Genomic DNA, 19887 nt, shown 5'->3' with positions numbered 1-19887 from the left:
CTTACCTTAGGGGCTTTTATGACTAACGCAGCACACGACGGCGCCTACGTGGTGCCGTTTGAGCATCTGCGCATGACCGACGTCGAGTCGGTCGGCGGCAAGAATGCATCGCTTGGCGAAATGATCAGCCAACTGGCCAACGCAGGTGTTCGCGTGCCGGGTGGCTTCGCCACGACGTCTTTCGCATTCCGCGAGTTCCTCCAGCACAACAACCTGACCGAGCGCGTTGCAAAGCGTCTCGAGGGTCTCGACGTGGATAACGTCAAGGCGCTCGCAGAAGCCGGTGCCGAAATCCGTCAATGGATCGTCGACGCGCCGCTGCAACCGCAGCTCGAGAAGGACATCCGCGAACAGTTCGCACGCATCACGGCCGACCAGCCGGATGCGTCGTTTGCCGTGCGTTCCTCGGCAACCGCCGAAGATCTGCCGGACGCCTCGTTCGCCGGTCAGCAGGAAAGCTATCTGAACGTTGTCGGTATCGATGACGTGCTGGATCGCATGAAGCACGTGTTCGCGTCGCTGTATAACGACCGTGCCATTTCGTATCGCGTTCATAAGGGCTTCACGCACGCCGAAGTGGCGTTGTCGGCCGGTGTGCAACGCATGGTGCGCTCGGACTGCGGCGCATCGGGCGTGATGTTCACGATCGACACCGAGTCGGGCTTCCAGGACGTGGTGTTCATCACGGCCAGCTATGGCCTGGGTGAAACGGTCGTTCAGGGCGCGGTGAATCCGGACGAGTTCTACGTCTTTAAGCCGACGCTCAACGCCGGCAAGTACCCGATCATCCGTCGCACGCTCGGCTCGAAGCTGCTCAAGATGGAATTCACGCAACCGGGCGAACCGGGCCGTGTGAAGACCGTCGACGTGCCGATGGAATTGCGTAACCGCTATTCGATCAACGACGACGATTGCGTCGAGCTGGCCAAGTTCGCGCTGATCATCGAGAAGCACTACGGTCGTCCGATGGACATCGAGTGGGGCAAGGACGGCAAGGACGGCAAGATCTACATTCTTCAGGCGCGTCCGGAGACGGTGAAGAGCCAGTCCGTCGGCAAGGCTGAGCAACGCTTCAAGCTCAAGGGCGACGCACCGGTGCTGACCACGGGGCGCGCGATCGGCCAGAAGATCGGCGCGGGTCCGGTGCGCGTGATCATGGATCCGAGCGAGATGGAACGCGTTCAGCCGGGCGACGTGTTGGTTGCCGACATGACCGACCCGAACTGGGAGCCGGTGATGAAGCGCGCTTCAGCCATCGTGACGAACCGCGGCGGTCGTACGTGCCACGCGGCCATCATCGCGCGTGAGCTGGGTGTGCCGGCCGTGGTCGGTTGCGGTGACGCCACCGACCTGCTGAAGGACGGCGCGCTCGTGACCGTGTCGTGCGCAGAAGGCGACGAAGGCAAGATCTACGACGGTCTGCTCGAGACCGAAGTGACCGAGATTCAGCGTGGCGAAATGCCGAAGATCCCGGTGAAGATCACGATGAACGTGGGCAATCCGCAACTGGCCTTCGACTTCGCGCAACTCCCGAACAGCGGTGTGGGTCTGGCGCGTCTGGAATTCATCATCAACAACAACATCGGCGTGCACCCGCGCGCGATTCTCGAGTACCCGAATATCGACGCCGACCTGAAGAAGGCGGTGGAATCGGTGGCTCGCGGTCATGCGTCGCCGCGTGCGTTTTACGTCGACAAGCTCGCTGAAGGCATCGCCACGATTGCGGCAGCTTTCTATCCGAAGAGCGTCATCGTGCGTCTGTCGGACTTCAAGTCCAACGAGTACAAGAAGCTCATCGGCGGCTCGCGTTACGAGCCGGATGAAGAAAACCCGATGCTGGGTTTCCGTGGCGCGTCGCGTTACATCTCGGAAGACTTCGCCGAAGCGTTCGAGATGGAGTGCCGTGCGCTCAAGCGCGTTCGCGACGAAATGGGTCTGACGAACGTCGAGATCATGGTGCCGTTCGTGCGCACGCTGGGTCAGGCGGAGCGCGTGGTCAACATGCTCGCAGGCTATGGTCTGAAGCGTGGTGAAAACGGCCTCAAGCTGATCATGATGTGCGAAGTGCCGTCGAATGCGATTCTGGCCGACCAGTTCCTCGAGTACTTCGATGGCTTCTCGATCGGCTCGAACGACCTGACGCAGCTCACGCTGGGTCTGGACCGTGATTCGGGGATGGAATTGCTGGCGAAGGACTTCGACGAGCGTGACCCGGCAGTGCAGTTCATGCTCAGCCGTGCCATCAAGGCCTGCCTGGCGCAAGGCAAGTACGTTGGCATCTGCGGTCAGGGCCCGTCGGACCATCCGGATCTGGCCGAGTGGCTGGTCAAGGAAGGTATCGTCTCGATGTCCCTCAACCCGGACACGGTCGTGGAAACGTGGCAGCAACTCGCCAAGGTGGCAAAGTAAGCGTCGCGAGAAACACCTGAAATAGGAAGCGTCCGAGCGGCATCTCGGACGCCACTGAAACGCTGCGCAATCCCTTGGGACGCGTGCGCTGCTCGGTGGGTTTCGTGCTATAAACCCCGGTATAACACCGGGGTTTTTTCGTTTCTGGGGGTTGCGATGGAGCAGGCTTGGCTTTGGTTCGGCGTTGCCGGATTGATCGTGGTGCTGGAGCTGGCGAGCGGGACGTTCTATCTCCTCATGGTGGCGCTTGGCGTGGCAGCCGGCGGCATTGCGGCGCTGCTGCGTGCCGACGGGCCGTTGCAGTGGGTCGTGGCGGCGATCGTCGCCGGGGTGGCGGTCTGGCTGTTGCGGCGCAGCCGGTTTGGCCAGCGTCGCATCAAGGTCGATGCCTCGGCCGACCCCAACACCAATCTCGATATCGGCCAGCGTTTGCATGTCGACGGATGGCGTCCTGATGGTCAGGCGCGTGCCATGTATCGGGGCGCTGAGTGGGATGTGGAATTGATGCCGGGGGAGGCACCCGATGCGGGGTGGTTCGTCATCCGCGAGGTGCGCGGTAGCCGGTTGTACGTCGCGCATGTGACGGCATAGATCGTACGGTTCAATGGTCGACGTCGAAGCCTTTCGCCTGACGTCGATGCGTGTACAGAACACTTCGGCGTCGTTGCTGTCTGACGACATGTCCCGCCATTGCGGGGCATCGGGGAACTAGCTGACCATCAAGGTCGGCGCTTCAGGGGAAAACATGTTATCCAACGTCGCTTTCATTCTCTTCATCATTGCGGTGATCATCGCGGCTCGGTCGATCAAGATCGTGCCGCAGCAGCACGCGTGGGTGGTGGAGCGTCTCGGTAAGTATCACGGGACGCTTACGCCGGGCCTGTCGATCGTCGTGCCGTTTGTCGACCGTGTCGCTTACAAGCATGTACTCAAGGAAATCCCGCTCGACGTGCCGAGCCAGATCTGTATCACCAAGGACAACACGCAGTTGCAAGTGGACGGCATTCTGTACTTCCAGGTGACGGATCCGATGAAGGCGTCGTACGGCTCGAGCAACTTCATCGTGGCCATTACGCAGCTCGCCCAGACGACTCTGCGTAGCGTGGTCGGCAAGCTGGAACTGGACAAGACGTTCGAGGAGCGGGAGTTCATCAACCACAGCGTGGTGAATGCGCTTGACGAAGCGGCGGCGAACTGGGGCGTGAAGGTTCTGCGCTACGAGATCAAGGATCTGACCCCGCCGAAGGAAATTCTGCACGCCATGCAGGCGCAGATCACGGCGGAGCGTGAGAAGCGTGCGCTGATCGCAGCATCGGAAGGGAAGAAGCAGGAGCAGATCAACCTGGCGTCCGGTGCGCGTGAGGCGGCGATTCAGAAGTCGGAAGGTGAGCGTCAGGCGGCGATCAATCAGGCGCAGGGTGAGGCGGCGGCCATCCTTGCGGTTGCAGAAGCTAACGCCGAAGCCATCCACAAGATTGCCACGGCGATTCAGACGCAAGGCGGCATGGAAGCCGTCAACCTGAAGGTCGCAGAGCAGTATGTCGACGCGTTCAGCAAGGTCGCCAAGACGAGCAACACACTGATTGTGCCGGGCAACTTTTCGGACATGAGCGGCATGATCGCCTCGGCGCTCAAGATCGTGCGTGGCACCGAAGGTGGTTCGAATGCACCCGTCGACGGTGGCGCCGGTGGCTTCGGTAATTCTGTGCCGCGCCGTTGAGTGCAAGCGGGCGGATGAGGAGGGGCCGGAAGGCGTTCTCTGTTGCACAGGTGACTGACGACATGAAAACGGCCCGAGCGGGCCGTTTTCTTTTGCGCGAGAGCGCTGTCGCTCGTCACTTGTCGTTTAGCGTCAATCTCAGGTCGGATTGCGCATGAGTCGTGCTTTCTCGCGATTCCAGTCGCGTTCCTTTTCCGTCTCGCGCTTGTCGTGCAGCTTCTTGCCCTTGCCCAGTCCGATCTCGCATTTCACGAGGCCCTTGCTGTAGTGAAAGTTAAGCGGGACGATCGTGTAGCCGCGTTGCTCGACCTTGCCGATGAGTTTCTTGATTTCGTCGGCTTTGAGCAGCAGTTTTCGGGTGCGGACCGGATCGGGGTTGATGTGTGTCGATGCCGATTGCAGCGGGCTGATGTGCGCGCCGATCAGAAAGATCTCGCCATTCTTGATGACGACATAGCCTTCCTTGATCTGCGCCCGCCCGGCGCGAATTGCCTTGACTTCCCACCCTTCGAGCGCGATCCCTGCTTCGAATCGCTCCTCGATGAAGTAGTCGAAGAAGGCCTTTCTGTTGTCGATGATGCTCATGGATCCTTGGCGGGGTAACTTGGTCGGACCCGGTGAGTCGGGCTCGGGTAAAATAGCGATTTTAACAAAGAGTCTCGGCAAGAGGCGGCTTGCGACGCATGCGGATCGACAGCGCACGTTTCGCTCGCACTCACAGCCCGACAGACGATGGCCGAAGTCAGTAAAACCGTTCTCGTGCATTTTTCCGACGAGCAAATGTACGATCTGGTGACCAATGTCGCCGATTACCCCAAATTCCTGCCTTGGTGCGGCGGTGTCGATATTCGGCATCAGGACGAGCACAGCATGGAAGCGTCGCTGATCATCGACTTCAAAGGCCTGAAGCATTCGTTCGCGACGCGCAATCTCCAGGAGCGTCCGCACTCCATACAGATGACCTTCGTCGAGGGGCCTTTCAAACGTTTTCACGGTACGTGGAAGTTTACGGCCCTGCGCGAGAACGCCTGCAAGATCGAATTCGGTCTGCACTACGAGTTTGCGAATTTCCTGCTCGAAAAGGTCATCGGTCCGGTGTTCAGTCACATTGCGAATACGTTCGTAGACGCCTTCGTCAAACGTGCGGAGACGGTTTATGCCAAGTGAGCTGAACGTCGAAGTCTGCTACGCGCTGCCCGGCGAGCAAACGATTGTCCCGGTGACGCTGGCTCAAGGCGCGACGATGCGCGATGCAATCGAGGGCAGCGGACTGCTCCAACGGTTTCCAGAGCTGGATCTCGGCCGCATGAAGGTCGGCGTATTCGGTAAGGTGCGCGCGCTGGATGCGGCGGTGGAGGCGGGCGACCGTGTCGAGATCTACCGCACGCTCAAGGCCGATCCGAAGCTGGCGCGCCAGCGACGCGTGGAAAAAGTCCGCAACGAGGGCAGCCGCGAAGGGCAGAAGTGGCTGGGCAGCGCCCGCAAGGGTGGCTGAGGGCGGTGAGGCAAGGTCGAGCCGGACCGGACATTCCGATCGGAATCGGCCGTCAATCAGTGCGTCGATCCCCGCGAATGCAATCGCACCGACGCACTGACACCTGCCAGCAACAACACCACCGCGGCGATCTCCAGCAGACGCGGCAGCCGGTGCTCATAGATGAAGCCGTAGACGAGCGCGAACAGCGTTTCAAACACGATCAGTTGCCCTGACAGCGTGAGCGGCAGCGTCCGGCTCGCTGCATTCCAGAATGCATTGCCGATGGTCGATGCGCCGATGGCCACGGCGATATTCACGATCAGAAACATCTGCCAGTCGCGCGGAACGTCCGCTGTCACCGGATGCGGCAGCAGCAAGGCGGCAATCGCCAGTGCGCACGCCAGCACCCCCGTCGCCACTCCCGTCAGTAACGACCATTCTTGACTCGTGAAATGTCCGAATTTCGCGAGATATCGGGCGTTCGCGACGGCATACCATGTCCAGCTCGCGAGTGCCCCCACCGCACAAACGACACCGGCAAGCGTCATCCGCCAGTCGCCGCCACTCGCAGCGGCATGCGTGAAGACGTCGACGTTGATACAGACGATGCCAGCGACGACCAGGGCCAGAGGGCCTGCCAGCTTCCGCAGCGGGAGGGCGCCATGATCGCGGCTGCCGACCAGCGTGACGGTCACGGGCAGCACGCCCACGATCAGCGACGCCGGCGCGATGCCCGCCATCTGCACCGACGCGGCGACAAACAGGTAATAGACCAGATTGCCGACGAGACTCAGGCGGAATAACGCCCGCCAGTCGTTACTCGTGACGGAATGACGCAAACGTGGCCAGAGCGGGGCGAGGAACGCCGCCGAGACCAATCCGTACAGGACGTAGCGCGCTGCCGACAACTCCAGCGGCGAGAAGCCGGGCAGCAGGCGCGGGGCAAGGAACACTAGTCCCCATAGTGCGCCCGCGGCCAGTCCGTACGAAATGCCTTTGCCCATGAAATCTAGCTCGTGGATGGTGGTTAATACAGGAAGCGTCCGGTCGAATGCCTGCCGGAAAGGGCGCAAGAATAGCACTCGCTCCGTGCAGGCAGATTGTGAAATCCGGCACTTGGCGGGGGAAGGCCCGCGTCACGGCTTTCGACCGGGCGACGGCTGGTTTTGCCTTGCGGCGGTGCCGAATCCGTCCCTCGGGGAAAAAGCCCCTTGACATGTGGGGCAGACCTGCCATGCAACGCGCGATTTCTGTATAATTCGGTTTTGCGCCTATAGGATTTGCCATGCGTCTGATCCAAAAAGCACTCACATTCGATGACGTGCTCCTCGTCCCGGCCTACTCTGCCGTTCTTCCGCGCGACACCAGCCTGAAAACCAAGCTTACGCGCAACATTACCCTGAACATGCCTTTGCTGTCGGCCGCCATGGATACGGTGACCGAAGCGCGTCTGGCCATTGCCATGGCGCAACAGGGCGGTATCGGCATCATTCACAAGAATCTGAAGCCGGCTGAGCAGGCGCGGGAAGTCTCGAAGGTCAAGCGTTTCGAGTCGGGCGTTCTGCGTGACCCGATCACGATTCCGCCGCACATGAAGGTGCGCGATGTGATCGCGCTGTCGCGCCAGCATGGCATTTCCGGTTTCCCGGTCGTCGAGGGCGCGCAGCTCATCGGTATCGTGACCAATCGCGACCTGCGTTTCGAGAGCCGCCTGGACGAGCCGGTGCGCGCGATCATGACGCCGAAGGAAAAGCTCATCACCGTGCGTGAAGGCGCATCGCCGGCCGACGCCGAGCGTCTGATGCACGATCACCGCCTCGAGCGCGTGCTGGTCGTCAACGACGCGTTCGAACTGCGCGGCCTGATGACGGTCAAGGACATTACGAAGGCGACGGAATACCCGCTGGCAAGCAAGGACGAACACGGCAAGCTGCGTGTCGGCGCTGCCGTTGGCGTGGGCGCGGACAATGAAGAGCGCGTCGAGCTGCTGGTCGCGGCCGGTGTCGACGTGATCGTGGTCGATACGGCGCACGGTCACAGCCAGGGCGTGCTGGACCGCGTGCAGTGGGTCAAGAAGCACTTCCCGCAGATTGAAGTCGTCGGCGGCAACATTGCGACGGCAAGCGCCGCGCTGGCGCTGGTCGAGCACGGCGCAGACGCCGTCAAGGTCGGTATCGGCCCGGGCTCGATCTGCACGACGCGTATCGTTGCAGGTGTCGGTGTTCCGCAGATCACGGCTATCGCGAATGTGGCCGAAGCACTGAAGGAAACGGGCGTTCCGCTGATCGCCGATGGTGGTATCCGTTACTCCGGCGACGTGGCCAAGGCGCTGGCCGCCGGTGCGCACACCGTAATGATGGGCAGCATGTTCTCCGGCACGGAAGAAGCGCCGGGCGAAGTGTTCCTGTATCAGGGCCGCTCGTACAAGAGCTACCGTGGCATGGGTTCAGTGGGTGCGATGAAGGACGGTGCAGCAGACCGTTACTTCCAGGACCCGGCCAACAATGCCGACAAGCTCGTGCCGGAAGGCATCGAAGGCCGCGTGGCCTATAAGGGTAGCGTGAACGCGATCCTGCACCAGTTGACCGGCGGTATCCGCTCGTCGATGGGTTATCTGGGTTGCCCGTCGATCAAGGACTTGCACGAGAAGGCAGAATTTGTCGAAATCACGGCCGCCGGCATGCGCGAATCGCACGTGCACGACGTCCAGATCATGAAGGAAGCCCCCAACTACCACGTGGAGTAATTGCCCATGAAGGCCATGTTGCGTACGGTACTGTTCCTCGATGCGGCGTTGAATCTGGCACTTGGTGTGCTGCTGATTGCGTCGTTCTGGTCATCGCTGTATGCGGCCATTGATGTGCCCGCGCCATCGCCTGTGCTGTATGCGCAGGTACTTGGTGTGGCCTTCATTGGCGTGGCCTGGCTGCAATGGCACGCCACCGTGAATGGCCAGTTGACGTCAACCGTCGCGAAAGTGACGGGACATATCAACTGGATCAGCGGTGCGTTCGTGCTGGGGTGGCTGATCTCCGGCCAGCTGGTGGTGTCGAGCGGGGGCAAGTGGATGCTTGCCATGCTCGGGGCTGTCCTGCTGGTCGTGGGCGGGATTCTCGTCAAGCTCGCGTCGAGTGTGCGCACGAAAGAGCGCGTACAGGCGGCGCAGCAGGCAGGCGAGCGGGTGCGAGGCGGTGTCGTGAGCGACACGCGACGCGACGCACCGAGAGATTATGCCGATGCGCGGGTCGTCGACGAGGCCCGTGGCACGCGCGCTGAGCCGCGCATGGAGACGCCTCGCGGCGGCTCCGCACCAGTCAATAGCACGCCGGTCGCGCCTGTGGGCGCCACCGGCATTGTCACGCCCGTGCCTTCCGACACGGCGCCGACGTCCAACGAATCCACTTCATCCGTACCTCACGATGCACGACAAAATCCTCATTCTTGACTTCGGCTCGCAAGTCACCCAGCTCATTGGACGCCGCGTTCGCGAAGCGCACGTCTACTGCGAGATCCACCCGAACGACGTAACGGACGAATTCATCCGCGAATTCAATCCGAAGGCTGTCATTCTGTCGGGTAGCCACGCGAGCACGTATGAGGATCAGGATCTGCGTGCGCCGCAGGCCGTCTGGGATCTGGGCGTGCCGGTACTGGGCATCTGCTATGGCATGTTCGCGATGACGGTCCAGTTGGGCGGTCAGGTCGAAGCCAGCAACCATCGCGAGTTTGGTTATGCCGAAGTGCGCGCCCATGGCCATACGCCGCTGCTCGACGGCCTTGAAGATTTCCGTACCGACGACGGTCACGGCATGCTCAAGGTGTGGATGAGCCACGGCGACAAGGTCACGCAACTGCCGGAAGGCTTTGCGCTGATGGCGTCGACGCCGAGCTGCCCGATCGCCGGTATGGCCGACGTCAAGCGTCATTACTACGCTGTGCAGTTCCACCCGGAAGTCACGCACACCGTGAAGGGCCGCGAACTGCTTGAGCGCTTCGTGCTGGAGATTGCAGGCGCGAAGCCGGACTGGATCATGCGCGACCACATTGAGGAAGCCGTCAAGGCGATCCGCGAGCAGGTGGGCGACGAGGAAGTGATCCTCGGTCTGTCGGGCGGTGTGGATTCGAGCGTTGCGGCGGCGCTGATTCATCGTGCGATTGGCGATCAGCTGACGTGCGTGTTCGTCGACCACGGTCTGCTGCGCCTGAACGAAGGCAAGATGGTGATGGAAATGTTCGAGGGCCGTCTGCACGCGAAGGTTGTGCACGTCGACGCGACGGCACAGTTCATGGGCCACCTGACGGGCGTGACGGATCCGGAGCAAAAGCGCAAGATCATCGGTCGCGAGTTCGTGGAAGTGTTCCAGGCGGAAGCGAAGAAGCTGAAGAACGCGAAGTGGCTGGCGCAAGGCACGATTTATCCGGACGTGATCGAATCGGGCGGTGCGAAGACGAAGAAGGCGACGACGATCAAGAGCCACCACAACGTGGGCGGCCTGCCGGAGACGCTGGGTCTGAAGTTGCTGGAACCGCTGCGCGATCTGTTCAAGGACGAAGTGCGCGAACTGGGCGTGGCGCTCGGCCTGCCGCACGACATGGTCTACCGTCACCCGTTCCCGGGCCCGGGTCTGGGGGTGCGTATTCTGGGTGAAGTGAAGCAGGAATACGCGGACCTGCTGCGTCGCGCCGATGCGATCTTCATCGAAGAGCTGCGCAACACCGTCGAGCCGAACAGCGGCAAGACCTGGTACGAACTGACGAGCCAGGCGTTCGCGGTGTTCCTGCCGGTCAAGAGCGTTGGCGTGATGGGCGATGGCCGCACGTACGAGTGGGTCGTGGCGCTGCGCGCCGTACAGACGCAAGACTTCATGACGGCGCACTGGGCACACCTGCCGCACGAACTGCTCGGCAAAGTCTCGAACCGCATCATCAACGAAGTGCGTGGTTTGAACCGTGTCGTCTATGACATCTCGGGTAAGCCGCCTGCGACGATTGAGTGGGAGTAATCCCGGCGTCGCTTCACACCGTTTCGGGATATATCGAAATCCGCACGAGACGATAGTGAAATAGAAGTTTAGCTAAAGGTTTAGCGAGGTTTGGCGGCTCAGGCAATCTGAGCCGCCACCAAGAATCTTGCGCCCTTAGTCGGTGGTCGAGACGAAACTCAGATCACCTAAGCGGTTCCCATCCTGACGCACAAGACTGTGCAACCTCCTTCCCGCGTAATCGTCATCGTGCCGCCCAGTTTTTGCGCGCGCCGTTTCATGCTGTGCAAGCCGGTACCTTCGTGTGACGCGCGAGGGACGGTTTCCCCAGCGTCGTCAAACCGACCAGTGTCGAAGCCAACGCCGTTGTCTTCCACTCGCAGCGTAAATTCGCCGTCGACGTCATGCAGATCCACGCGCACGCAGCTGGCCTTGCTGTGCTTGAGGACATTGGTCAGCGCTTCTTGCAAAATGCGTTGCACTTCCAGAGATCGGGCGGCGCCCATTTCGCATCGCTCGATGCCTTCCACGCGCCATTCGCACTCGATCATCTGAATCTCGAAACGCGCAGTCATTCGATGGCGCAAGGAAGCAATCTGCTCGGCCAGTGCCTGCTCTCCCGCCTGATGCACCGTTGCGCTGTCGACGACGAAGCGCAACTCGTCCCGTAATTCCTTCAGCAGCGCAAGAAAGCGCTCCGGTGGCAGCGTGTGTGGCGCATGTTCGATAGCGGCAATGCCCGACACCAGCGTACCGCCCAACCCGTCATGCAGGTCGTGCGCGAGATTGAGCCGCTCGGCAAGCCTGACGTTGGCGACTTGCAGTTCATGCTGACGATTCAGGGTGGACGACAGTTCGCCTCGGGCGTCGTCGATCGCCTGCTTGAGTTCGTCATTGAACTGTGAGATGCGTCGGGCGTTGTTGGCAAATCGTCGTGCCAGCACAACGGCCATGCCGATCATCAGAATCTGTGAGGTTTGTGCGGTGTAGTAGACGTTGGAGTCCAGAATGCCGAAGAACACGAGAAAGTCATGCAACCCGGCGGCGACGAACACGAGCGCACAAAGCGAGACGATTCGTTGTTCCGTCTGCCGTTCGCGCCACGTCAGGACGAACAGCAGCACGCAGGTTGCCAGCCACGTCATGCCGGGCACGACGGCCCAGATCGCGCGCAGCGTTTCCGTATAGGTTCGCGGTGCAACGATCAGCGTTGCTGCGCCCACTCCGAACGTGATCCACATCGCGGCCTCGATCCGAGGCATGCGTCTGCCGCAGAAGCGCAGCACGAACATGGTGAAGCACGCGCAGTAAAAGAGAAACGCGATGGACACGAACAACTGCCAGCCATCGTTGGTCGCAAAGGGCCAAGGTCGCGTGACGATCTGATTGACGGCGTAGAGCCACCATGCGAAGGACATGAGGCTGAACCACCCATACGACGTCTCCTGCCGACGGTATAGCCAAAGCGTAAGCACTACCACGCCGAGCGTGACGGTGATCGCCAGACTGAAAAGCTGCAGATCGTGGCGCAGCCATCGTGCCTTGTCGTACGCCGAACGGATTTCGTCAGGCGATCCCCGCAGCACCGGACCGAGTCCCGGACTATACGCCGCAAGGCCAGAGACACGCACCAGCAGCACGTTGGATCCGGCACGAAGCGTCGGCGCGTCGACGACCCAATGGCGTGGTGTGTTCCAGGCACGACTCAGCGGCTCGACCAGCGAATCGTCACGTGAGATCAGGCTGCCGTTCAGATAGACCATGCCGGCCATATTCAGGTATTCCAGCATCAGGCCCCGTGCCTTGACGGGCGACGGCTCCTGCCATGTCAGCCGGTACCAGACCACGCCATCGAAACGCGGCCAGTGCGATGTCCATACGTCCGGCAGCGTTACAGGAATCCAACCGGCATTCGGTGGCTGCGTCGCTTGCCAGTCGCCGCGCACGGCTTCAATGTGCTCGAACGGCAACGAGGCGTCGGAAACCGGGCGTGGGGCGATGGAGCGTTGCGCGTGCGCAGTGGCGGCAAACAGCCAGAGCAGGGCGATCAGTGTGATCAGCTTGATCAGTGTCAGGGCAACAAGCCGGAGACGCGGGCTTCGAACACGGCCTGTGTGCGCGAATTGACCGCCAACTTCTTGTAGATGTTCTTGATGTGACATGCGACCGTGAGGCTGGAGATGGAGAGCAATGCTGCAATCTCGCGGTTCGTCATGCCTTTGGCCACGAGTCCGAGAATCTCGACTTCGCGCGGGCTTAGCGCCGACGGAACATCGGACATTCGCGCCGCCGCCAGGCCGCTGCCGGTACCGGAAGGCGGCACCGGTGTGCCTGACACGCCGGGCGCGAGTGCAACCAGCCCCAGAATGTGCCGTGCCACGAACGGATCGATCGGTGCGCCCCCGCGCAGCGCACTGCGAATCGATAGCGCGATCTCTGTGTCCTCGCGCTCCTTGAGCAGATATCCCGTGGCACCGCGTTGCAGGGCCCCAACGATGATCTGTTCCGTACTCCACGCGGAGATTACCAGAATCGGCAGGGCGGGGTCGCGCGCATGCAACTCGCCGATCAGGTCGATGCCGCTGCCGTCGGGCAAGCCGACGTCGATCAATATGAGTGCGAACGGTTCGTCGGCGAGCACCGCCCGCGCCTGCGCAAGGCTCCCGGCGACTTGCACCGCGTCATCGGTATAGCCAAGGGAATGGAGAATGGCGCGCATGCGAATTTGCATGCTCGGATCGTCTTCTACGAGCAACAACGGACCGGGCAATACCGGTTCGATATTCGCAAGCGTGCTGGCAGACATGGCTGACGAAGGGGAAGAAGGGAGAGACGGGGGGCGTAGCATCGGTATCGCAAAATAGCACGCCTGCGAACGCGTCTGCCATCCCCGAAACAGGGGAGGTCGATGGGGCACCCGACCGACATCGACCGTCAATTCTTCGTATTACTCATTTCTGGGGATGGAATGCCGTGCCGAACGGGTGGTATGTTGCTGCGAAACTCAGCGTACCCGGCGAAGCTCCGCGAAAGCGCGCCATATTTGCATGCCGGGTACACCGCTTGTCGTAGCGGCAACACAGCCTGGTATTTCGGGGGAAGCGTGCGAGACAAATCCGCCGCGTTGACGGCACCACTGCGGCTCAAGGCCCTCTGCGGGGTGGCCAGCGTCGTCCTCGCCGGTCACGCCTCAGCACAGTCGTCTGGCCCCTACGTACTCAACTATCGCGGCGCGACCGGGGGCTGCTGTACGTCCAGCAACGGATACAACGGCGAAAACGGCCGTCAGGACGTCACGCAGTCCGTGACGGGACTGAACATTCAGACGACGGGCGGCGCCACGGGCGTGCTGGTCGATGTCAGTGGCGGTAATGGCGGAAACGGCAACCCCCACGACGACGACGACGGCCGTGACCACTGGGGTGGCAATGGTGGCATCGGCCGCATCATCGACTTCACACTCGCACAAAGCACGGTGATGAGCACCGGCATCGGCGTCAGTGTGCTCTCTGCTGGCGGCGATGGCGGCCTCTGGGGCAATCGCAGCGATGGTCATGGCATTGGCGGTGACGGTCATCTGGCCGCCCTCACGCTGATCGGCGGCTCGGTCAACGCTATCGGCTACGGACTTTCGGCCCAATCCGTCGGCGGTAACGGAAAGGACAGCGCGATTCCTTCCTCGGGCGGCCTGACTCCCGGCCTGAACGCAGGGTACGGAGGCAATGCCGGAGACGCAAACATCACGGTCAAAGGCGGCGCCGTGATCACGGTGAGTGGTACGGGGGGCGCTGCGATTCGCGCGGAATCGCTTGGCGGTCAGGGTGGCCTTGGTGTCGACGACGACATTGCCGGTTATGTCGATTCCGGATGGGGCGGCAATGCAGGCAATGTCAATGTGACGATTGCCGACGGCACGATCACCGCGCACGGCAACGGCGAGGCTGGAATTCTGGCCCGGGCCGTCGGAGGCAGCAGCCCGAAAGGAGCGGGCATCGATGTGAAAGGCGGGAATGGAGGCAATGCCGGGCACGTCTCCGTACAAAGCGGGGCGGCAATTTCCACCGACGGTGTCAACGCGCCGGGTATCGCCGTCTACAGCCTTGGCGGCGATGGCGGTGATGGTGGCGATGGCAATTCGGGGAGCGGATTCCCCGGCGGCGACGGTGGCACACCGGGCGGCGCTTCCGTGACGAACTCCGGCAGCATCGCAACGCAGGGGCTCGGCTCGACCGGCATTCGCGTGGTGGTCGTTGGCGGCAGCGGTGGTAACGGCGGAGCGTCCGGGCCGTGGTCGGGGCACGGCGGCGATGGTGGTGCTGGCGGCAATACCGGGGCGCTCGCGGTCAACATCGTCAATAACGGCAACATTCTCACGAACGGACGCGATGCGATCGGCATCCTCACGCACGCCGTCGGCGGTGGTGCTGGGAATGCCGAAATCAGTCAGGGTTTGATGAACATTGGCGGCGGCGCGGGCGGCAACGGCGGACAAGGCGGCAATGTCTACGTCCAGAACAACGGCGCGATTTTCACGACGGGCGACCAGAGCCCTGCCGCCGTGGTGCAGAGTATCGGTGGCGGTGGTGGGCACGGCGGCGACGCGGATACCACGGGCATTATCGTAGGCATTGCCACTGGCGGTCGCGGTGGGGCGGGCGGCGATGGTGGCACCGCTACGCTCGATCAGGCGGGCGCGATTTCCACAGCGGGGGCGGGGGCGGCTGGCGCGGTCGTGCAGAGTATCGGCGGCGGCGGTGGGGTGGGTGGATCGTCGTCCGCGATCACGGTCGGTATCGGACTTGGTGTTGCCGTCAGTCACGGTGGTAGCGGGGGACAGGGCGGCACGGGCGGCACGGCCCGCGTGAGCGTGGACGACGACGCGAGCATCACCACACAAGGCGTGAGCAGCGATGCCGTGGTCGCGCAGAGCATCGGCGGCGGTGGCGGTTACGGTGGCCTTGCCAGCGCTTCGAGCATCACCATCGCTCCCGATCTTGGGCCCGATCTCCCGACGGGCACGATCAGTCCGCACGTCAGCCTCGGGGGACGTGGCGGAGGCGGTGGAAACGGCGGATTTGCGCAGGTCGAAAACGACGGGAATATCGTGACGCAGGGTGACCGAAGTCTCGGCATTCTGGCCCAGAGTATTGGCGGCGGCGGTGGCGCAGGCGGCAACGCCGCCGCCCCGTTACGCGCGAAGACGGTGTCCGCACCGGGGAGCCGGTTGGACGTGAGCGTCGGCGTGTCTATCGGCGGTGCGGGGGGAGCGGAGGCGCAGGCGGCGTCGCCACTGTGACGAATAGCGTCACGGGCATCGTCGAGACATCCGGCGATCACGCCATCGGCATTCTGGCGCAGAGTGTCGGCGGTGGCGGCGGCAATGGCGGCAGCGTGCAGCAGGAGACCGCCCAGTCGTTCTCGGCAACGCTGGGTTCGCCGACATCCGCACTAGGCACGTTGCAGACGATCATGCAGTGGCTGGAGACGTCCGGTCAGTCGTTGAACGTGAAATTCGGCTCGCTCAAGGTCGGTGTCGACGTGCGCGTTGGCGGCTCGGGCGGCAGCGGCGGTGACGGCGTTGGCGCCAGCGTGTTCAACAACGGGCAAGTCACGACCACGGGAGACGGCGCAGCGGCCATCGTCGCGCAAAGCGTCGGCGGCGGGGGCGGTAGTGGCGGGACGGCCACGTCGACAAGCGCGTCGAGCCTCATGTCGAGCATCGACAGCTTGCTCGGTGTGGTGACGGGGAAGATCGGACAGTATTTTCAGGTGTCACCGAACACTGGTACCAATGTTGCTGTGGGCGGATCGGGCGGCAGCGGCGGCAACGGCGGGCCGGTCGGTGTAACCCAAACGGGCACCATCGTCACGAAGGGTTTCGCCTCCCCCGGCATCGTTGCCCAAAGCATCGGTGGCGGGGGCGGTGCTGGCGTTTCGACTGCGCAGAATCTTGATGTCTTCCTGTCCAACTGGGCCGCGAAGGACGCCCCCGGCATTCTGAGCGACATCACCCGCATCGTCGATCTTCTCGGCTCCAATCTGGCGAGCGCCCAACACAACGTGAACGTGAGCGTTGGTGCGAAAGGCGGTGGCGCAGGCTATGCGGGGTTGGTCACCGTAGATGCAAGCAGTGCGTCGAGCCAGATTCAAACGCTCGGTGACAACTCACCGGGCATCCTTGCGCATGGGATTGCTGGTGGAGGGGGGCTCGCTGGCGCAAGTGCCTATACGTTCGGACCGAGCACATTCGGCGCGACGGCCGGGGCCACGCAACCCGCGTTGGCGCTCTCGCTCGGCGCAGCTTATGACTCGACGATTAGCAGCGTGAGCGGCACGTCGTTTCCGGTGGTCGTGAAAAGCGGGGGGCCATCAGCACCCACGGGGACGATTCGAGCGGCGTGCTCGCTCAGAACATTGCGGGCGGTGGTGGCGTTGCCGTCGCCAATCTGGCCGGGAACGCGAGCACGTATCTCGCGCAAGGACAGGGGGCGACGTCACCGGCATTGTCGCTGGGTGCGTCGGTGACCGGCATGGCCGCACCCGCGCTCGTTCGCAGCGGTACGGCGACGGTGACAAATACCGCGACCATCGAGACCACGGGGGCGCTCTCTCATGGCATCTTCGCGCAATCGGTGTCGGGCGGCGGGGGCGCCGCCGGGTGGGTCGCAAGCGGCGGCGCGATGGCGTTGCTTGCGGGACCGGTGATGCAACTCGGCGCGTCTCAATCGGGGGCCAACAGCCTTTTGGGCATGGCTGGCAATGTGACCGTCTCCCTCGGCGCTCCGACAACGATAGCGACGGCTGGTGCGCTTTCGTTCGGTGTGCTCGCACAAAGCATTGGCGGGGGCGGCGGTTATGCCGCATCGGTGAGCGACGGGCAGCCGTCGTCGTTGCCGATCACCAGTTTGCTGTTAGGCGCGCAGGGGCAAACCGGCGGCGCGGGGGCACAGGTCAGTGTGATGGCGGACGCAGGCTCCGCGATTCAGACGCAGGGGCGCAACGCGTTCGGTATCGTCGCGCAAAGCGTGGGGGGCGGCGGTGGCATCGCTGGCCTTTCGACGGCGCCCGGTCGCGTGACGCTTGCGTCGCTCAACAACACGCTCACGACCGCTGGCGTGAACGATGGCGGCACCGTCGACGTATCGGTCGCAGGCAAGGTGAAGACGACCGGCGACGGCGCGGTCGGCGTCCTCGCACAAAGTGTCGGTGGCGGCGGTGGCATTGCTGGCGATGCGGCGTCCGTCACTTATGGGACGAGCGTTGTCCATCTGGCCGACATCGCGGGGGCGGTGGGCACGGGAAGCACAGTGACCGTCAACGTTGCGGGTGGCGTCGCCACATACGGTGCCAATGCTCCGGCCATCCTCGCCATGAGTCTTGGGGCGGGGCGGTGTTCAGCGACGGTGGCATCCTGCTCAAGAACTCGGGCAATGCGAGCGGGAACAGTGGTGGCACAGTGAGCGTCGCGATTGCGCCGGGCGCGACGGTCGTGGCGATGGGTGCGGGCTCCCCCGCAATCGCTGCAATCAGTACGGGCCGCACCGGAGGTAATGCGAGCGAGACCACGCAAGGCAAGCCGATCAGCGTGACCATCGGCAGCGGGGCGACTGTAGCCGCCAACGCGACGTCCGGGATCGGTGTGCTGGCGATCACGACCGACGGCGTGAGCGTCGATAACGCGGGCACACTTACGGCAGCCACGGCCATCGAATCGGCGAGCCGTGCAAGTGTGAGCAATACCGGGCGGGTCCAGGGGAACGTACAGCTTACTTCCGACAGCACGTTCGTCAACCAGCAAAGCGGTGCACTGCACACGGCCAGCCGCGTCACGACGGGGTTGTTGCAGAACTACGGCACGCTCAATCCGGGCGGTCCGGGCGTGTTTCAGGCATCGACCGTCGACGGCGCGTTTTCGCAAACGGGCACCGGTGTGTACGCGCCCGACCTCGATTTCACGCGTCACAACAGCGATTTTCTGGTGACTACCGGTGCGTTGACGTTCGGTGGCAGCGTCGTGCCGGTGCTGCACAATCCGGTCAAGAACATCTGGCTCGGAATTGGTCACTTCGACCGTGCGCCAACGGGCGAGTCTGCAACAGCGAAAAGCACGGCGCTCGTCTTCAGCTATCAGATGAAGGACCACTACGGCGGCACGCAGGACCCCTTGATCTCCGTCGACGCCAACTTCAAACCGCAAGGCGTTGCGCTCAATGGTAATCAGTCGTCGTTTGCCAATCACTTGCAATGGCTTTGGGATCAGGGGCTTGTCGACGCCGGTCCGCTGTTCCAGCCCTTTGCGAGTGTGGGAGACGCGGCGAGCTACCGACGCGCGCTCAACACGCTGTCCGGCGCGGCGTCACTCATGCGTGCAGGATCACGCGGGCAGGAGAACTTCGATTTCCTGAATCGCCTGATGAGTTGCCCGCAGTTCGTGAGCGGCGGAACGCGTTTGTCCGAGGGGAGTTGCGTTTGGGCACGCGTGATCGGCACGCGCGCGGACCGCTACGATACGGCCGACGATGTCGGTTTTCGCAGCCAGCAGGTGACCTACCAGTTCGGCGTACAAAAGGAGATTGCACCGGACTGGTTCCTGGGCGGCTCGGCAAGTTACGTCGTAACGCACGCGCGGTCGTCAGACCAGTCGCTGGATGTCTCCAGCGATGGCTTTCGCGCCGGGGTCACGCTCAAGCGGCAGATGGGCCCGTGGCAGGTCGCGCTCGCGTTGCTTGGCGGTTATGAGAGCGGCACGCAGAACCGAATCATCGATTACCCGGAAGCCACCGCGCGTGCGAGCAGCCAGCCGAACGCATTTTTCGTCGGCGCGCGATCGCGACTGTCCTATCAGTTGAACCTTTCGGGGTGGTATGTGAAGCCCTATGCGGATCTGGACGTTGTGTACGACCGTAGCGGTGCCTATCGCGAAACCGGGGCGGGCGTGTTCGATCTCGCCGTCCCGGGACAGGGACACACGACGGCCATCCTCAGCCCTTCCGTCGAAGTGGGTGGGCGGTTCGATCTGCGAGGCGCGACACTGCGTCCGTATCTGTCGCTAGGCATGAGCTTCGCATCGGCACGCCGCCTGAGTAACGATGTCTCGTTCGTGCAGTTCCCCGGTGCGTCGTTTGCGGTCAGCGCGTCGCAGCCGCGTGCCTACGGCAATTTCTCGGCGGGCATCGAATTGCTGTCGGACAAAGGCCTCGAAGTCCGTGCGGAGTACAGTCTTCGCACGGCCCCGTCGCAGACGGTACAAAGCGCTGCATTGCGCTTGGCCAAGCACTTCTGATCCGCGAGGCCTCGAT

General features: G+C 62.7%; 15 protein-coding genes. 11 read left to right on the top strand and 4 right to left on the bottom strand.

Annotation, left to right across the window (positions count from 1 at the left end; all coding sequences use genetic code 11):
* Positions 1-18: 18 nt before the first annotated feature.
* The 3 genes from ppsA (at position 19) to NA29_RS13155 (ending at position 4129) form a co-directional block, all read left to right on the top strand.
* On the top strand, positions 19-2409 hold the full coding sequence (gene ppsA, locus NA29_RS13165; RefSeq protein WP_039398710.1) for a phosphoenolpyruvate synthase: 2391 nt from the start codon (positions 19-21) through the stop codon (positions 2407-2409).
* Positions 2410-2565: 156 nt separating this feature from the next.
* Positions 2566-3000, top strand: a complete 435-nt coding sequence (locus NA29_RS13160) for an NfeD family protein (protein WP_039398709.1) — start codon at positions 2566-2568, stop codon at positions 2998-3000.
* Between the two features lie 154 nt (positions 3001-3154).
* The gene (locus NA29_RS13155) at positions 3155-4129 is read left to right on the top strand and encodes an SPFH domain-containing protein (RefSeq protein WP_039398706.1); all 975 of its coding nucleotides are present in this window, start codon (positions 3155-3157) and stop codon (positions 4127-4129) included.
* Between the two features lie 138 nt (positions 4130-4267).
* On the opposite strand, the gene smpB is transcribed toward NA29_RS13155, so the two are convergent.
* A complete protein-coding gene (gene smpB, locus NA29_RS13150) occupies positions 4268-4714 on the bottom strand; it encodes an SsrA-binding protein SmpB (protein WP_039398704.1) in 447 nt (148 codons plus the stop codon).
* Between the two features lie 147 nt (positions 4715-4861).
* On the opposite strand from smpB, the gene NA29_RS13145 reads away from it, so the two are divergent.
* Positions 4862-5296 (top strand): type II toxin-antitoxin system RatA family toxin, encoded by a 435-nt coding sequence (locus NA29_RS13145; protein WP_039398702.1) that lies wholly within the window; start codon positions 4862-4864, stop codon positions 5294-5296.
* Positions 5286-5624: an RnfH family protein gene (locus NA29_RS13140; protein ID WP_039398700.1), complete on the top strand. Its 339-nt coding sequence runs from the start codon at positions 5286-5288 to the stop codon at positions 5622-5624. Before NA29_RS13145 ends, NA29_RS13140 begins: the two co-directional genes overlap by 11 nt.
* 56 nt (positions 5625-5680) lie before the next feature.
* On the opposite strand, the gene NA29_RS13135 is transcribed toward NA29_RS13140, so the two are convergent.
* Complete coding sequence (locus tag NA29_RS13135) at positions 5681-6610, bottom strand: DMT family transporter (protein WP_039398698.1); 930 nt, start codon at positions 6608-6610, stop codon at positions 5681-5683.
* A 281-nt stretch (positions 6611-6891) separates the two neighbouring features.
* Between NA29_RS13135 and guaB the strand changes: the two genes are divergently transcribed.
* From guaB to guaA, 3 genes are read left to right on the top strand one after another with little or no spacing between them, the layout of a single operon-like run.
* Entirely contained in the window at positions 6892-8352 is a 1461-nt protein-coding gene (gene guaB / locus NA29_RS13130; RefSeq protein WP_039398694.1) for an IMP dehydrogenase, read from the top strand.
* A gap of 6 nt (positions 8353-8358) precedes the next feature.
* Complete coding sequence (locus NA29_RS13125) at positions 8359-9051, top strand: hypothetical protein (RefSeq protein ID WP_052252910.1); 693 nt, start codon at positions 8359-8361, stop codon at positions 9049-9051.
* Positions 9026-10609 (top strand): glutamine-hydrolyzing GMP synthase, encoded by a 1584-nt coding sequence (gene guaA / locus NA29_RS13120; protein ID WP_039398693.1) that lies wholly within the window; start codon positions 9026-9028, stop codon positions 10607-10609. The genes NA29_RS13125 and guaA overlap by 26 nt, the downstream gene beginning before the upstream one ends.
* Before the next feature lie 167 nt (positions 10610-10776).
* Here guaA and NA29_RS13115 read toward each other — a convergent pair whose 3' ends face one another.
* Together NA29_RS13115 and NA29_RS13110 are read right to left on the bottom strand one after the other, a co-directional pair.
* The gene (locus NA29_RS13115) at positions 10777-12750 is read right to left on the bottom strand and encodes a sensor histidine kinase (RefSeq protein ID WP_052252909.1); all 1974 of its coding nucleotides are present in this window, start codon (positions 12748-12750) and stop codon (positions 10777-10779) included.
* Positions 12660-13394: a response regulator transcription factor gene (locus NA29_RS13110; protein ID WP_039398690.1), complete on the bottom strand. Its 735-nt coding sequence runs from the start codon at positions 13392-13394 to the stop codon at positions 12660-12662. Before NA29_RS13110 ends, NA29_RS13115 begins: the two co-directional genes overlap by 91 nt.
* Positions 13395-13691: 297 nt before the next feature.
* Between NA29_RS13110 and NA29_RS13105 the strand changes: the two genes are divergently transcribed.
* The 3 genes from NA29_RS13105 (at position 13692) to NA29_RS13090 (ending at position 19871) form a co-directional block, all read left to right on the top strand.
* A complete protein-coding gene (locus tag NA29_RS13105; RefSeq protein WP_157127400.1) occupies positions 13692-15884 on the top strand; it encodes a hypothetical protein in 2193 nt (730 codons plus the stop codon).
* The gene (locus NA29_RS13100) at positions 15881-17113 is read left to right on the top strand and encodes a hypothetical protein (protein ID WP_072633285.1); all 1233 of its coding nucleotides are present in this window, start codon (positions 15881-15883) and stop codon (positions 17111-17113) included. The genes NA29_RS13105 and NA29_RS13100 overlap by 4 nt, the downstream gene beginning before the upstream one ends.
* 865 nt (positions 17114-17978) lie before the next feature.
* Positions 17979-19871 (top strand): autotransporter outer membrane beta-barrel domain-containing protein, encoded by a 1893-nt coding sequence (locus NA29_RS13090; RefSeq protein ID WP_157127398.1) that lies wholly within the window; start codon positions 17979-17981, stop codon positions 19869-19871.
* The last annotated feature ends 16 nt before the right edge of the window (positions 19872-19887 follow it).

The organism is Pandoraea sputorum (assembly GCF_000814845.2).
In the GTDB taxonomy this organism is placed as follows: Bacteria; Pseudomonadota; Gammaproteobacteria; order Burkholderiales; family Burkholderiaceae; genus Pandoraea; species Pandoraea sputorum.
This window is presented reverse-complemented; position numbering and strand designations above follow the sequence as displayed.